The sequence below is a fragment of the Halopenitus sp. H-Gu1 genome (genome assembly GCF_041821145.1).
In the GTDB taxonomy this organism is placed as follows: domain Archaea; phylum Halobacteriota; class Halobacteria; order Halobacteriales; family Haloferacaceae; genus Halopenitus.
The window spans coordinates 49,705-62,478 of sequence record NZ_JBGUBC010000011.1 but is presented as its reverse complement, the minus strand read 5'-3'; the positions used below and the strand labels follow the sequence as shown (position 1 = coordinate 62,478).

Genomic DNA, 12,774 nt, shown 5'->3' with positions numbered 1-12,774 from the left:
GTTAAACGATCACCGTCGCGGTCGACGCGATGCTTCCGAAGCGTTCCGCGACCTCGCGAGCGATGGGGCCTTTGATCTCCGTGCCCCGCGGCTCCTCGAGATCGTCGATAACGACGGCGGCGTTGTCCTCGAATCGGACGCGGCGGCCGTCGGGACGCCGGATCGCCTTGCGCTGGCGGACGATAACGGCCTCCAGCACCTGGCGTCGCATCTCCGGGGTCCCTTTCGTGACCGAGACGGTCACCTTGTCGCCGATTCCCGCCTTCGGATGGCGGTTCTTCGCGCCGGAGTATCCGTGCACGCTGATGACCTTGAGCTCGCGGGCGCCGGTGTTGTCAGCGCACGTGATGAGCGAGCCCTTCTCGAGGCCCTGCGTGACGTCGGCTTTCAGTGCTTCCATCAGGCATCACCGTCCATCACTTCCACGACGACGTGGGATTTCGTCTTCGAGAGCGGTCGCGTCTCCGCGATCGTCACTTCGTCACCGACCGAAAGCGGGTCGAGCACGCCCGGCACGTGTGCCGGGATGCGCGAGCGACGCTTCATGTACCGATCGTATTTCGGCACGAAGACGTCGTATTCCCGCTCGACGATGACGGTCTTTTCCATATCCGTCGAAACGACCGTTCCCTCTCGGGTCTGGCCGCGGACGGAGAGCTGTCCGTAGAACGGACACTTCTCGTAGTCATACTCCCCCGGTTCGTCTGGTTCCGGAGGCATGGGTACGTCAATTCCTATCGCCATACTGAGACACCTTCCTCGGTGCGTTGGGCGGGTCGTGAGAGCAGTCGTCTGCCATCCACCGTAACGTAGACCACGTCCTCGCACTCGCCTAGGGAGCGGCTTGTCCCCTCGACACCCTCGGAGACGTCCTCCGAGGTGGCCGACGGGAACGGACGGGACTGACAGGGGCGGACCCCTGCAGTATCCTGTCCGAGTTCGGACGTGGACCCCGGGACCTTGCGGTCGCCGGCGGCTTCATCTGTGCGTTCGTCCGCGATCGGAGCGACGCTCGGCGTCTCGACGATCGCAAACTCGAATGTCGTCCCCTCCTTGGGAACGCGTTTCTCCCCCGCAGCCGTGCGAACGACGATCGTCCGCTGGGTCTCGTCGACGACACGTCCCGTGATGGTGACGGAATCGCCATTACTGGCGTCCACCACCCGTACCGGGAGGCCGATGAGTTCGTGTCGTGTGAGCGTTTCGGGGGTAATCATTTCGTCGTGTGTTCCGTGGTCGTTATTCGCTCTCGAGGTCGCCTTCCTCGGTCCGGATCGTCTTGATCCGCGCGATGGTCCGCTTCAGCTCGCCCATTCGACCGGGACTTTCGGGCATGCCGCCTGCAGCCTGTTGAGCCTTCACGTTGAGCAGTTCGGTCTCGAGTTCCTCGAGTTCGACCTCGCGTTCCGCGGCGGTCATGTCCCGGATCTCGTCGGGGTGAAGGATCGCCATTATTCCTCCTCCTCGTCAGTCTCGCCAGCCTCTTCGGCCTCCTCGGCCTCCTCGGCTGCGGATTCCATTTCCTCGACGAGTTCCTCGGCTTCGGCCTCGACCTCGGATTCGAGACTCTCGGGTTCCTCGGGTTCCTCCTGGCCCTCGGGCGCCCCTGTCGCAACGGGGTCTTCGGGACCGGTGTCGGTCGCCTCGGTCGCCGTCTCCTGGCTCTCCTCGATGACCTCCTCGACGATCTCCTCGTCGATCTCCTCTTCGGGTCCGCCCGTGGGGACCTCGACGTCTTCTTCTTCGCCGACCTCGGGGACCTCCGCGGGCTCTTCCTCGAGGAGGGCTTCGACGCCCTCCTCTTCGGTCATCTGTTCGACTTCGGGGACCTCCGCGTCCTCGCGGATCTCGAAGTCGTCGGGCAGTTCGGCACCCGGCGGAATGATCTTGACCGTCACGCCGATCGTGCCGAGCTTCATCACTGCGACGCCTTGCCCTTCGTCGACGACGTTCTCCGCGGGCTCACCGTTGTGCTTGATATAGCCGCGGTTGAACTTCTCGACGCGCGATCGCGCGCCGGTGACCTTTCCGGACAGGACGATCTCGGCGCCGAGTGCGCCGGACTCCATGATCCGATCGATCGTCGTGTGACCGGCCTTCCGGAAGTACCAGCCACGTTCGAGCGCGTTCGCAAGCCTATCGGCGACGATCCGCGCGTTGAGGTCGGGTTCGTCGACCTCCTGGACGTCGATCTGGGGATCGTCCATGTCGAAGCGCTCCTCGAGCGTCGAGGTGATCTTCCGGATGTTCTTTCCGCCCTTTCCGATGACCATACCGGGCTTTTCGGCCTTGAGCACGATCTGTGTGCCCATCGGCGTCTTGGCGATGTCCATCCCGCCGTAGCCGGCACGGCCGAGTTCGTCTGCGAAGAACTCGTCGATCTGGGACCGCTGCAGACCGTTTTCGATGAATTGGTGTTCGTCTGCCATTATTCGGCGTCCTCCGTCTCCTCGATGATGAGCTCGACGTCACAGAGAGTCGTGTTCCACGGTGAGGCACGGCCGAACGCGCGGGGTTGTCGTCCCGGACGCTCGCCGACCTTGTGGGCAGCGACGTGTTTGATTACCATACCGTCGCCCTCGAATCCCTGTTCGATCGCGTTGTTCTCGACGTTCTCGATGAGCTTGAGGAAGTCCTTCGAGGCCTTCTCGGGATACCGCCCGGCGTCCCAGCCGTCGATGTCCGATCGGTGGCCGACGCCGGTGTTGTGCTGGCGGAACGGCACCGATCGCTCCTCGTCGATGACTGCCTGGAGGTACGATCGGGCCTCCGAGACGGTCTTTCCTTTGATCTCTCGAGAGATCGCCTTGCTGTGCTTCAGGCTGATCGGCCGCTCGCGGAGCATCCCCTTGGCGGTCGTCTCCGGGTCGGCCTCGACGCTGTAGTTGATTCCCATGGGTTACTTGAGAGGCACGAACTTCGAGGACCGGGTCGCGCCGATGCCGGCCTGTCCGTGTTCGACGGACGTTCGCGTGAGCTGGAACTCGCCGAGGTAGTGGCCGATCATCTCGGGTTCTACCCTGACGCGTTCGAAGCTCTGGCCGGTGTAGACGGAGAAGGTCAAGCCGACGAACTCCGGCAGGATCGGCATGTCGCGCAGATGCGTCCGGATCGGATTGTCGGCCGTCTCCTCTTCGGTTCGGTTTCGGGCCTTCTTGAGCAGCTTTCGCTGTTCGATGCCCAGTCCTCGTTTGATGGTTCGCCGCTGGCGTGCGGGAAGCAGTTCCGCGACTTCTTCGATATCGAGTTCCTGCAGCTCGTCGAGCGTGTGACCACGGTAGGCGAACTCCTCGCCCTCGCGGCCGATGCGGTATTCGGAGCTCATTTGTTTCCTCCTCGTCCGGTCCGTTTCGATGCGATGTCGCCGACCTTCCGTCCCGGCGGTGCATCACGCGAGACGGATTTCGGCTGTCCCGGGTGCTGGCGACCGCCGCCACCGAACGGGTGGTCGACGGCGTTCATCGCGACACCACGAACGCGCGGGTACTTCGTCCCCCGCGCCTTCATCTTGTGATGTTTGTTCCCGGCTTTCACGAACGGCTTTTCGGTCCGTCCCCCGCCGGCGACGACGCCGATCGTCGCACGCGATAGCGGGTTCAGTCGCTTTACTTCACCGCTCGGTAGCTGAACGACCGCGACGTCACGGTCGTGGGTGAGAAGCGTCGCCGAAACGCCCGAGGCGCGGGCGAACTTACCGCCGTCGCCCGGCTGGCTCTCGACGTTACAGATCGGGACGCCCTCGGGAATCTCCGCAAGTGGGAGCGTGTTCCCGGGTTTGATCTCCGCGCTCACGCCGACCTGGATCGTCTCGCCGGTCGAGACACCTTCGGGCGCGAGCACGAGCCGGCGATCGCCGTCCTCGAACTCGATCTCCGCGAGCGGAGCCGAGCGGGCCGGGTCGTGTTCGATCCCGACGACATCGCCGGTGATCGTCTCATCGCCTTCGTTTTGTTTGTGCGACAGATCCGCCTTGTAGCGGTGGGAGGGCGCTCGGAACGTCGAGCCGCCGCGTCCTCGCCGCTGTCCTTGAATTCTTCGTCCCATGTTCAGAACACCCCGATACGGGATGCGACTTCGGTTGCGTCGTCGTCCGGCGAGAGCGTGACCGTCGCCTTCTTTTTGGCTCTCGGCGTCACCTGCGTGTTCACGCTCTCGATGTCGACGTCGTACCGGTTCTCGATGGCGTCTCGAATCTCGCCTTTGGTGGCGTCGATGTGGACGAGAAACTGGAGCTTGTTGTCGAAGTCCATCTCGTCCATCGCCTTCTCCGTGACGATGGGATGTTCGATGATCGAGCTCATCGGTCGGCCACCCCTTCGAGGGCGCTTTCGGTCCAGACGGTGAGTCGCCCCGGATGTGAACCCGGAGCGAGGTCCTCCGCGTCGATCTGGGAGGCGGTCGCGACGTCGACGCCCGAAAGATTGCGGGCGGCTCGCGACGGCTCCTCGCTCGTCACGAAGAGGACCGACTTCGGCTGTTGATACTTCCGCCCGCGGGTCTTCCCGCGACCGGCTCGGACGGAGCGTCCCTCCTCGGCACGCTCGATGTCGGCGTCGAGTCCGACGCTCTCGAGGAATGCCAGGGCGTCCTGGGTCTTCTCGAGGTCCTCGAACTCGTCCGCGACGACGAGCGGGAGCTCGACGTCCTCGTCGAAGGCGTGACCGCGATCGGCGACGATCTCGGCGTCCGTCGTGGCCGCGATGGCCGACCGGACGGCGAGACGTCGCTCCTTGTCGTTGAGGCTCTTCGATCGGTCCTTTTCCGCCTTCGGCGGGTGTGCGCGACGGCCGGAGACCGCGCTCGGAACGCGGCGTGCCTGACCGTTCTCCTGGGGGATGTGTGCCATCCCGCGGCCGGAACCGGGCGATTCCGCCGGGGTTCGAAGCCCCGCGAACTCGTCGGCGCCGTACGCCTGTTTTCGGTTTGCCTGTGCGACGGAGACCGCACGCCGGATGAGGTCCGGGCGGAACGCGGTCTCGAAGACGTCCGGAAGCTCCACGCTTCCGACGTCGTCGCCGTCCAGGTCTCGTACTGTTGCCTTCATAGTTTATCCCTGGTTGGATGCCGTTGATACGTACCGGACCTCGGGATCGAGGCGCGGTTGGTCGTTCGGTCGGATCGCTGGACGGAACCGAAGAAGCCGCTTGTTCGGTCCCGGCAACGAGCCCTTGATGAGCGCATACGATCCGTCGACCTCGCCGTGGTTGACGAATCCGCCGTCGACGGAGGCGTCGTCGCCCTCGCCGAAGTCGATGAGGCGCTTGTTGAGCTCGGTGCGCTGGTGGTAGCCGGTCTGTCCCTGTTGGGGAACCGTCGAGCGAACCCGCGAGGGGTTCCACGGACCGAGGTTCCCGATCCGGCGCCGCCAGCCCTGGCGGGCGTGTTTGCCCTTCCGTTTCTGGACGCCCCACCGTTTGACGGGGCCTTGAGTTCCTTTGCCCTTCGTGATGCCGGAGACGTCGGTGTACTCGCCCGCGCGGAAGACGTCGCCGAACTCGTGGGCGCCGCCCTCCTCGACGAGGTCGAGTGCGAACTCGGCGCGCTCGTCGAGCGAGCCGCCGCCGACTCGCGTCTCCATGACGTCGGGTTCCTTCTTCGGGACGTTTGCGAGCTCCGAGGGGGCAGTGTGGGTGATGACGCGAACGTCATCGACGACGCCCGACTCGAGAAGCTCCGTGAGCTCCTCCGTGTCCTCCTCAAAGGTGTCTTCCGCCGGTAGATCGAGGGTCCGGTCGAGTTCCTCGTGGAACTCGCTTCCCCAGACCTCCGTAACCGGCTTCTTGCCGTACGGCGTGTCTTCGTAGGCGCGCAGGGCCACCGCATACATCGGCGGCGTCTCGACGACAGTGACGGGAACGGACTCCTCCATTCCCTCACGCGGCGAGTTGGCTTCATCATTGACCATGACGACGTGGGTCATTCCGGCCTTGTAGCCGGCGAACCCTTGGAGCGCGGGTGCTCCCTCGTCGTCGGGCCACGAGCGGATGCGAGGCACCTCGCTCGACGCGCGCTTGCGCGGTCCAAAGCCCAGCGAGCCTTTGCGTGGTCGGCTTGGTTGTGGCATGTGTTTACTCCGTGAGTGTGAGGGACGCAAGGGAGGCGAACATTGCTTCCTCCGTTCGCACCACCTTGCTTCCCTGATGCGGGATCGTGTTCACCCAGAGGTCGAACCCCGGATCGGGTTCGACGGGGCCGCCGTTGGCGGCCCGAATTGCCTCGGGTTCTACCCCGAGTATCTCCGGAAGTCCCCTGCCCGGCGCGCCGAACGCGACGATCGGATCGTTTGCGTCGGACACCTCCTCGACGAGTTCGCCAAGCCACGACACGGAGAGACGTTTCCCGTGTCGTGACGTCGCGATCGCATACCCGTCGTCGGCAAGCAGCTCCGGAAGGTCCGCGTCCACGACCTGGAAACCGTCCTCCGGCTTCCCGGTGATGCGGGCACGGACCGGTTCTCTCGAAGAGATCCTGATGGTTACGCGCTCTCCCTGCTTGAGTTCCATATCGGATGGAGCAAGCAGCGAGATCGGGTGTTCCCACGGCGGGGAATTGACCCGGACGCGGCCGTCAGGTCCGACCTCGGTCACGAGTCCCTGTGTTGACGACTCGTCCCCGTCGGGGGTCGAGCCGGTCCGTGACGAAACCCGAAGCGGCGGAAGGACGCCGGCGTACGCCAGTTCGTCGCGACGGTCCCAGATTCCCGATCGAAGATCGGGTGGGGTCGCGGCGTACCGGAGTACGGTGCCGACGAACTCGCCTCCCCATCGGCGTTCGCCCTCCCTGTCGGGGAAGACGACGAGCCGGGTCGCCGAGAAGACCGTGGCCGCACGGCCCACGTAGCCGAGTTTGCGAGTTGCCTCGCGTTGATCCTCGGCTTCTCGGACGACCGACGACGGAACACACAACGTGAGTCCGTCCATGGATCGTCTCGTCACCAGACTGTACACTCTCATTCCTGATCCGCGCGTAAAAGGGTAGCGGAACACGTTTGGTCCTGAGGGGCGTTCACACGGCGGTTGAGAGGCGTTCACGGGGTCGTCGATCGCCCCGTCCAGGGTAGTTCCCTGCTGCGATCGGTTGATCCACGTTCGTGGATTGCGTTGACGAGATCGGTCTCACGATATCGGAGTTCGTTTCTCTGACGTCGAATTCTCCGATGGTCGAACGTCGGGCGACGTGGTCGGATCTCTCTCTCTCTCTCTCGATGTCCATGTGAATCTCTCGCAACGTCGAACGCTGTACACAAACGCGCGCGAGACCAATACAACCGTACTCGACCCTCGATCAACGATACTCTTGCCCATCGAACTACAACCATACTCAACCAGGGGTACGCAGATACCGTCGTACCGAGGACGCTCCGACGGCGACGAATCGGGGGCTTCCGAGTGCGAGCTCCCCGAAATCGCCCGTATCGACGTGGTCGATCGCCGTCCAGTCAGGCGATCGCCATGGGTGCTACCGCGGGACGGGGACGACTCGGAACGGAACGCTTTTATTGGTGCCTCGGGTTAGAAACGAATGCGAAGCACGCACCGGTAGTGTAGTGGTATCACGCAACCTTGCCATGGTTGCAACCCGCGTTCAAATCGCGGCCGGTGCATCCCGTTTTCGTTCCTCACTTCGACTCTTCGACCGATAGTTCCAACGCGCGTTCTCCCACGCCACCCCGGCCTCACAGCGCGTCTTTCAGTTGGTGGCCGGTTGTCAGACCGTTCGCGAGCGCTGCAGGGAGTCGGCCCTCACCGGCGACCCAGTCTCCCAGACAGTACAACCCTTCCGAGGCCGCATCGCGGATCGGGGCCATATCCACTCCCGTCGTCGGAAGCGCGTCCCGCCACCCTTGCTGATCGGTCCAGTCGGGATCGGCCACTCGATCGTCACCGATGATCGCCGCCGTCTCAGTGGCGAGTCGGTTCACGTTCGCGGCGGGATCGGCATCATACCGCTTTCTCGACCACTCGTCGTTGGCCTGAACGATGAGCAGCGACTCCCCACTCGGGACGTGGGCCGGTTTGCACTCCTCCCGTGAGATCCACCCGACGGTGTGTTCGTTATCGGTGTTTACCAACCCGTAGTACGGAACTTCGAGTTCGAATGGATAGTGCAGGACAGCCGTCCAGACGGTTCGATACGGAACCGCATCGACGGCCGTGTGAAGTGCCGACCGAATCGGTGACTCCCACTCGGCGTCCGCAAGTAGCTGAGCTGTCTGCGGTGCCGGAGGACTGACGAGGATGGCAGCAAACGGTCCCCAGGTTTTCCCGTCGGCATCCACGAACTCCCACTCCTCGCCACGGCGACGGATCGTCTCAACTCGGGTTCGGCGGGCGATCGTCGCATCCGTCCTCGCGAAGAGCCGCTTTGCGATCTGGGTCAGTCCCCTGCGATAGCTCCATTTCGGGGCCGTCGTCTCCCGACCCGCAGCGACCGTTCCCGATGCATCGAACGTGTAGATCGGCTCGGAAACGTCGACGAGACCGTCCGTATTCAGAGTCTCCGTGATCAGATCGATGATGCGTTCGTCGTCGGTCTTCAGGTAGTTCGCTCCGTAGTCGTAGGTGAGTTCGTCGTGTCGGCGCGTTGCCGCACGTCCACAGACCCCGCCCGATTTCTCGAGGATGGTTATTTCGGCATCGGGACACGCACGGTCGATGACGAACGTGGCCGCCGCGCTCGCGGCGCCCGCACCAATGATTCCGATCTCAGTCACACGGATCGTTCGGGAGTCCGGTACTTAACAGTCGGTTTTAGATGGGACGACTCGGGAGAGACTCGTGGCGATTGGCACCGTCGTCGGTTCGGATCTCGTGGTCTCCACGGCCCAGATCCTGCGTCGAATCCTCGACGGGCGAGCCGTCGGCGAGGATGGGGGAGCAGGTGGTATTCCGGATCCGGAATTCGGAATTCGAGGCCTGGCACCCGGGATCCCGAATCCAAGCGGATCCGGGGTCCATCCCTTTTTATCCGTGGAACGTGGACGTTCGCTGAATGACCTCCGTGCGCGATCGGGATGTAACTGACTTCGACGCCGACGATCCCGACTTCGATCGACGTCCCGAGACCGACCAGTCGTTCGAGAACGCGTTAGCGAAGGCGCGTGACGGCAAGCGTCTCACCGTGGCCGACGGGATCGAGCTCATCACGACCGGCACGGACGCGAACGGGATCGATCAGGAGCGCAAGGAGGCGGTCCTCGAGGCGGCGGACCGCAGGCGAGCGGAGACCGTCGGCGAGGAAGTGACCTTCGTCGCCAACCTCAACAACAACGTAACGACGGCGTGCAACACGGGCTGTCTGTTCTGCAACTTCAAGGACTCCGCCCACGCCTTCGAGGCCGAAAGCGGGATCGACCACCCCGGATTTACGAAGACGCCGGCGGAATCACGCCGGATCGTCTCGGATGCGCTCGATCTGGGTATATCCGAGGTGTGTTCAGTCTCGGGGCTTCATCCCGCCTTCGCGTTGAACGAGGACCACCACGAGATCCTCCGGTCGCACGCGGATCCCGCCCGCGAGGTGAACTACAAGCCGCCGGAGGTGTACGCGACCGATCCGGGGACCTATCGCGATCAGATGGCGGCGATGTCGGTCGATGGCGTGCATCTCCACTCGATGACGCCCGAGGAGGCCTACCACGCAAAACGCGGGACTGACTGGAGCTACGAGGACGTCTATCGCGAACTCGCCGAGGCCGGTCTCGACAGCGCGCCGGGGACGGCCGCGGAGATCCTCGTCGACGAGGTCCGCGACGTTATCTGCCCGGGTAAGATCCGAACCGACGACTGGGTGGCGGCGATGGAAGGCGCGATGGCGGCCGGACTCGACACGACGGCGACCATCATGTACGGCCACGTGGAGAACGCCGCCCATCGCGTCGAACATCTGCAGGTCGTCCGCGATCTCCAGGATCGAACCGGCGGGATCACGGAGTTCGTCCCGCTATCGTTCATCCACGAGAACACGCCGCTGGCCGAACACGGCGTCGTCGAGAGCGGGGCGAGCGACGCCGAGGATGAACTGATGATCGCGGTCTCGCGCCTGTTTCTCGACAACGTCGAGCACGTCCAGTCGTCGTGGGTCAAATACGGCGACGAGAAGGGGCTCAAGATGCTCAACTGCGGCGCCGACGACTTCATGGGAACGATCCTCTCCGAGGAGATCACCAAACGGGCCGGCGGCCAGTTCGGCCAGTACCGGAGCTTTGAGGAATACGTTGACATGGTGACGGCGATCGGCCGCACCCCGGTCGAGCGCTCGACCGACTACCGCACCCGGCGAGTGATCGACCCCACGGACCGACCCCACGGACCGACGCTCGGCCCGCGAGCAGACGGCACGCCGATGCTCGCCGATCGGGACCATCGGGACCAGGACCACCTGGACTCCGAATCCGTCGCCCTCGACGACTGAGGGTGATCCTGAGAGTGATTCCTGAGATAGTCGAAGGCGATCCACACACCGGCTCGTCACCGTAGGAGTGAATACTGTGGATGGCCAACCATCTGCCGATCAGGGGATGATGGCACCCACCCACGTCGTCGTCGGTCCCGTGCTGGCGCTCCCGCTACTCGCCGTGTCACCCGAGCTAGCGGCTACCGGCGCGCTCGCGGGGATCGTCGGCGGGATCGTTCCGGACCTCGATCTGTTCGTCGGCGAACACCGGAAAACGCTTCATTATCCCGTTCTCTACTGGATACCGACGGTTCCGGCGGTCGCGATCGCCGCCCTCGTCCCCACCACGGCGACGGTCGCGCTCGCGTTATGCCTGACCGCGGCCGCGGTCCACTCCGTTACCGACGCCCTCGGCGGCGCACGGGAACTCGCCCCCTGGGAGGCGACCTCCGATCTCGGCGTCTATCATCACACTGGACGGCGTTGGATCCCGCCGCGACGGATCATCAGATACGACGGTGCACCCGAGGACGTCGCCCTCTCGTTCGTGCTGGCCGTCCCCGGCATCTTCTGGTTCGGCGAGAGCGTTCGTACCGCGATCGCGGTCGCCCTCATCGTCGCCGCGGTATACGGACTCATCAGAAAGCGGATTCCACGCTACGTCGAACCGATCGTCGAGTGAGGACCGGGTCGTCGTGGACTCTCAACACGTCAAGAACGTCGCGTATAAGCGATCACTAGGCGTCGAAAGTGACCCTCCGTATAACCAACCAATAGGTATATAAGGTATGGTAACGTGTGACACAGTATGGCCGCAAGCCGGTGTCGTGATCTCGATCGGACCGACGAGCGGGTGCTTAGATACCTCCTCGAGTCCGGTGCGGACTATCCCGCGCTGATCGCGGGCAACACCGGCCTGCATGTGGCACACGTCGAACGACGACTCGAGACACTCACGGAGTCGGGACTCGTCGAGCCCGTCAGCGACGAGGTCGTCTACCGGGTCACGGAGCGCGGGAGCGAACGATACCACGCCGGGGATACCGACCCCATCTCGGAGTAGTTCTTCGGCCCGGGATCGGACGTGCCGGTCGGTTCTTCGACGACGCTTTCAAATCCCCGACTCCCCGAGTCGTTACCGATGGGATATGCGTGTCCGGTCTGTGAGGTGCCCCAGCGTGACGGCGAACATCTGGCACACCACCTCGCGTTCACGGCGATGTTACACGGCGACGACCACGAGGAGTGGCTCGAGGAGCACGCCCCGGAGTGGTCACGTCGGGAGCCGGCGGAACTGGCTGCCGAGGTGACCGAGTACGCGACGACGGCCGAGTACCAGGAGGTGTTCGAGGATACTGTCCACGATCACGATCGCGGGCGACCGGACGTGGAGGGCGTTCCGGATCGGGGCCACGACCGGAGTCATGATCACGATCACGACCACGGCCACGGCCGGGACGTCGACGCCACCGGTACGGGCGGTCCAGGCGCGTCGGCTCCCGACGCCGAGACTCGGGCGGCGATCGAGAAGGCTCGGGAGTTGGCCCGTCAAACGCGGACGGACGCGGACGGGAAAGACGAGGAGGCTGTGGATGAGGAAGACGGCGAAAACGGAACGTCCTTTTGAACGTTACGCGTACGTGTGTCCATGAACACGCGGGGAGCGTTCGCGCCGGAGACGGTGGCGGAGGCACGCACGCAGTACGCCGAGGCTGGACCGGCCGCGAAGGTGGTCGTTCGCGAGACTGCGAAAGCGATGTCCTTCGACGCTGACGAGTATGCCGATCGCGTCACCGGCGAGGTGGTCGAAACCGCCCGTGACGCGCTGTTCGCATCCATGCTTCGAGTCCATGTGGGCGATCGGTCGGCCTTCGAGGAGTGGCTCGACGCGCGAGACAGATACGACGAGGACGACGTCGAGCTGCTCGGCTCCGAACACGTCGACGGGATCGTCTGGCACGCCGCACCGTTCGCGGAGAGGGTAATCGCGGCGACGTTCCAGGAGGAGACGGAGGCCGCGATCGGTACCCTCCGGCGGAACGCGTTCGGCCGGATCTATCACGAACGGCTCCGTACCGACGAGTGAACGCCCTCGGACGGAGCGTCGCTCGGAGCTGCCATTCGACCCACGGAATCCGTCGATTCAGGTCGTCTCCGCCGCGACTGGGGTCGTGATCCGAGCCGACTCAGCGCCGATGGACCCCTTCGAGTTCATCGCCGACCGTCCGTTCCTGTTCGCGATCCGCGATCGGCCGACCGGCGTCGTGCTCTTTGTCGGTCGGGCCGTCGACCCCGCTGGCTGGGAGTAACACAGGCTAAAACCGGGGTTTCGCTCCCGTCTAGCACCGTTGTGGGTGTCGGTTGTTCCCACACCGTCCG

19 protein-coding genes and 1 tRNA gene are annotated in these 12,774 nt (G+C 64.2%); 7 read left to right on the top strand and 13 right to left on the bottom strand.

Translation table 11 applies throughout. The annotated features are described in order from the left end of the window. Position 1: 1 nt before the first annotated feature. Genes ACERIT_RS09870 through ACERIT_RS09815 form a run of 12 tightly spaced genes read right to left on the bottom strand, consistent with a single transcriptional unit; the run spans position 2 to position 6,920 of the window. Positions 2 to 400 carry a 50S ribosomal protein L14 gene (locus ACERIT_RS09870; RefSeq protein ID WP_373674682.1) on the bottom strand — a complete coding sequence of 133 codons (399 nt, stop codon included), beginning with the start codon at positions 398 to 400 and terminating at the stop codon, positions 2 to 4. Beyond that, on the bottom strand, positions 400 to 744 hold the full coding sequence (locus ACERIT_RS09865) for a 30S ribosomal protein S17 (RefSeq protein ID WP_373674681.1): 345 nt from the start codon (positions 742 to 744) through the stop codon (positions 400 to 402). The genes ACERIT_RS09870 and ACERIT_RS09865 overlap by 1 nt, the downstream gene beginning before the upstream one ends. Then, positions 735 to 1,217 (bottom strand): ribonuclease P protein component 1, encoded by a 483-nt coding sequence (locus ACERIT_RS09860; protein WP_373674680.1) that lies wholly within the window; start codon positions 1,215 to 1,217, stop codon positions 735 to 737. Before ACERIT_RS09860 ends, ACERIT_RS09865 begins: the two co-directional genes overlap by 10 nt. A 22-nt stretch (positions 1,218 to 1,239) precedes the next feature. Further along, complete coding sequence (gene rpmC / locus ACERIT_RS09855; protein ID WP_373674679.1) at positions 1,240 to 1,452, bottom strand: 50S ribosomal protein L29; 213 nt, start codon at positions 1,450 to 1,452, stop codon at positions 1,240 to 1,242. Next, complete coding sequence (locus ACERIT_RS09850) at positions 1,452 to 2,429, bottom strand: 30S ribosomal protein S3 (RefSeq protein ID WP_373674678.1); 978 nt, start codon at positions 2,427 to 2,429, stop codon at positions 1,452 to 1,454. Before ACERIT_RS09850 ends, rpmC begins: the two co-directional genes overlap by 1 nt. After that, positions 2,429 to 2,896, bottom strand: coding sequence for a 50S ribosomal protein L22 (locus ACERIT_RS09845; RefSeq protein ID WP_373674677.1), 468 nt, complete (start codon positions 2,894 to 2,896; stop codon positions 2,429 to 2,431). Before ACERIT_RS09845 ends, ACERIT_RS09850 begins: the two co-directional genes overlap by 1 nt. Positions 2,897 to 2,899: 3 nt before the next feature. Then, positions 2,900 to 3,325, bottom strand: a complete 426-nt coding sequence (locus ACERIT_RS09840) for a 30S ribosomal protein S19 (RefSeq protein WP_373674676.1) — start codon at positions 3,323 to 3,325, stop codon at positions 2,900 to 2,902. After that, positions 3,322 to 4,044, bottom strand: coding sequence for a 50S ribosomal protein L2 (locus ACERIT_RS09835; RefSeq protein ID WP_373674675.1), 723 nt, complete (start codon positions 4,042 to 4,044; stop codon positions 3,322 to 3,324). Before ACERIT_RS09835 ends, ACERIT_RS09840 begins: the two co-directional genes overlap by 4 nt. 2 nt (positions 4,045 to 4,046) lie before the next feature. After that, positions 4,047 to 4,301, bottom strand: coding sequence for a 50S ribosomal protein L23 (locus ACERIT_RS09830; protein WP_373674674.1), 255 nt, complete (start codon positions 4,299 to 4,301; stop codon positions 4,047 to 4,049). Then, positions 4,298 to 5,044: a 50S ribosomal protein L4 gene (rpl4p, locus tag ACERIT_RS09825; RefSeq protein WP_373674673.1), complete on the bottom strand. Its 747-nt coding sequence runs from the start codon at positions 5,042 to 5,044 to the stop codon at positions 4,298 to 4,300. The genes ACERIT_RS09830 and rpl4p overlap by 4 nt, the downstream gene beginning before the upstream one ends. A 3-nt stretch (positions 5,045 to 5,047) precedes the next feature. Beyond that, on the bottom strand, positions 5,048 to 6,064 hold the full coding sequence (locus tag ACERIT_RS09820; protein ID WP_373674672.1) for a 50S ribosomal protein L3: 1,017 nt from the start codon (positions 6,062 to 6,064) through the stop codon (positions 5,048 to 5,050). A gap of 4 nt (positions 6,065 to 6,068) precedes the next feature. Continuing rightward, positions 6,069 to 6,920, bottom strand: coding sequence for a putative RNA uridine N3 methyltransferase (locus ACERIT_RS09815; protein WP_373674671.1), 852 nt, complete (start codon positions 6,918 to 6,920; stop codon positions 6,069 to 6,071). Positions 6,921 to 7,532: 612 nt separating this feature from the next. Here ACERIT_RS09815 and ACERIT_RS09810 point away from each other — a divergent pair. Further along, positions 7,533 to 7,603: transfer RNA gene (locus ACERIT_RS09810), tRNA-Gly, on the top strand. A gap of 72 nt (positions 7,604 to 7,675) precedes the next feature. Here the strand turns inward: ACERIT_RS09810 and ACERIT_RS09805 are convergent. Continuing rightward, complete coding sequence (locus ACERIT_RS09805) at positions 7,676 to 8,713, bottom strand: NAD(P)/FAD-dependent oxidoreductase (protein WP_373674670.1); 1,038 nt, start codon at positions 8,711 to 8,713, stop codon at positions 7,676 to 7,678. Positions 8,714 to 8,991: 278 nt separating this feature from the next. Between ACERIT_RS09805 and cofH the strand changes: the two genes are divergently transcribed. The 6 genes from cofH to ACERIT_RS09775 all read left to right on the top strand — a co-directional run bounded on the left by cofH (position 8,992) and on the right by ACERIT_RS09775 (position 12,704). Then, the gene (gene cofH, locus ACERIT_RS09800) at positions 8,992 to 10,413 is read left to right on the top strand and encodes a 7,8-didemethyl-8-hydroxy-5-deazariboflavin synthase subunit CofH (protein WP_373674669.1); all 1,422 of its coding nucleotides are present in this window, start codon (positions 8,992 to 8,994) and stop codon (positions 10,411 to 10,413) included. A gap of 76 nt (positions 10,414 to 10,489) precedes the next feature. Further along, positions 10,490 to 11,077 (top strand): metal-dependent hydrolase, encoded by a 588-nt coding sequence (locus ACERIT_RS09795; RefSeq protein WP_373674668.1) that lies wholly within the window; start codon positions 10,490 to 10,492, stop codon positions 11,075 to 11,077. A 126-nt stretch (positions 11,078 to 11,203) separates the two neighbouring features. Continuing rightward, entirely contained in the window at positions 11,204 to 11,458 is a 255-nt protein-coding gene (locus ACERIT_RS09790; RefSeq protein WP_373674667.1) for a DUF2250 domain-containing protein, read from the top strand. Positions 11,459 to 11,536: 78 nt separating this feature from the next. Next, on the top strand, positions 11,537 to 12,022 hold the full coding sequence (locus ACERIT_RS09785) for a DUF5810 domain-containing protein (RefSeq protein WP_373674666.1): 486 nt from the start codon (positions 11,537 to 11,539) through the stop codon (positions 12,020 to 12,022). A 21-nt stretch (positions 12,023 to 12,043) separates the two neighbouring features. Further along, complete coding sequence (locus ACERIT_RS09780) at positions 12,044 to 12,481, top strand: DUF5809 family protein (protein ID WP_373674665.1); 438 nt, start codon at positions 12,044 to 12,046, stop codon at positions 12,479 to 12,481. Continuing rightward, on the top strand, positions 12,453 to 12,704 hold the full coding sequence (locus tag ACERIT_RS09775; RefSeq protein WP_373674720.1) for a serpin family protein: 252 nt from the start codon (positions 12,453 to 12,455) through the stop codon (positions 12,702 to 12,704). Before ACERIT_RS09780 ends, ACERIT_RS09775 begins: the two co-directional genes overlap by 29 nt. Positions 12,705 to 12,774 lie beyond the last annotated feature (70 nt).

Excerpts from the sequence above, each read along its gene's own strand:
- ACERIT_RS09870 (WP_373674682.1), bottom strand. The coding sequence starts at position 400 with ATGGAAGCACTGAAAGCCGACGTCACGCAGGGCCTCGAGAAGGGCTCG.
- ACERIT_RS09865 (WP_373674681.1), bottom strand. The coding sequence starts at position 744 with ATGGCGATAGGAATTGACGTACCCATGCCTCCGGAACCAGACGAACCG.
- ACERIT_RS09860 (WP_373674680.1), bottom strand. The coding sequence starts at position 1,217 with ATGATTACCCCCGAAACGCTCACACGACACGAACTCATCGGCCTCCCG.
- rpmC (WP_373674679.1), bottom strand. The coding sequence starts at position 1,452 with ATGGCGATCCTTCACCCCGACGAGATCCGGGACATGACCGCCGCGGAA.
- ACERIT_RS09850 (WP_373674678.1), bottom strand. The coding sequence starts at position 2,429 with ATGGCAGACGAACACCAATTCATCGAAAACGGTCTGCAGCGGTCCCAG.
- ACERIT_RS09845 (WP_373674677.1), bottom strand. The coding sequence starts at position 2,896 with ATGGGAATCAACTACAGCGTCGAGGCCGACCCGGAGACGACCGCCAAG.
- ACERIT_RS09840 (WP_373674676.1), bottom strand. The coding sequence starts at position 3,325 with ATGAGCTCCGAATACCGCATCGGCCGCGAGGGCGAGGAGTTCGCCTAC.
- ACERIT_RS09835 (WP_373674675.1), bottom strand. The coding sequence starts at position 4,044 with ATGGGACGAAGAATTCAAGGACAGCGGCGAGGACGCGGCGGCTCGACG.
- ACERIT_RS09830 (WP_373674674.1), bottom strand. The coding sequence starts at position 4,301 with ATGAGCTCGATCATCGAACATCCCATCGTCACGGAGAAGGCGATGGAC.
- rpl4p (WP_373674673.1), bottom strand. The coding sequence starts at position 5,044 with ATGAAGGCAACAGTACGAGACCTGGACGGCGACGACGTCGGAAGCGTG.
- ACERIT_RS09820 (WP_373674672.1), bottom strand. The coding sequence starts at position 6,064 with ATGCCACAACCAAGCCGACCACGCAAAGGCTCGCTGGGCTTTGGACCG.
- ACERIT_RS09815 (WP_373674671.1), bottom strand. The coding sequence starts at position 6,920 with ATGGACGGACTCACGTTGTGTGTTCCGTCGTCGGTCGTCCGAGAAGCC.
- cofH (WP_373674669.1), top strand. The coding sequence starts at position 8,992 with ATGACCTCCGTGCGCGATCGGGATGTAACTGACTTCGACGCCGACGAT.
- ACERIT_RS09790 (WP_373674667.1), top strand. The coding sequence starts at position 11,204 with ATGGCCGCAAGCCGGTGTCGTGATCTCGATCGGACCGACGAGCGGGTG.
- ACERIT_RS09785 (WP_373674666.1), top strand. The coding sequence starts at position 11,537 with ATGGGATATGCGTGTCCGGTCTGTGAGGTGCCCCAGCGTGACGGCGAA.
- ACERIT_RS09780 (WP_373674665.1), top strand. The coding sequence starts at position 12,044 with ATGAACACGCGGGGAGCGTTCGCGCCGGAGACGGTGGCGGAGGCACGC.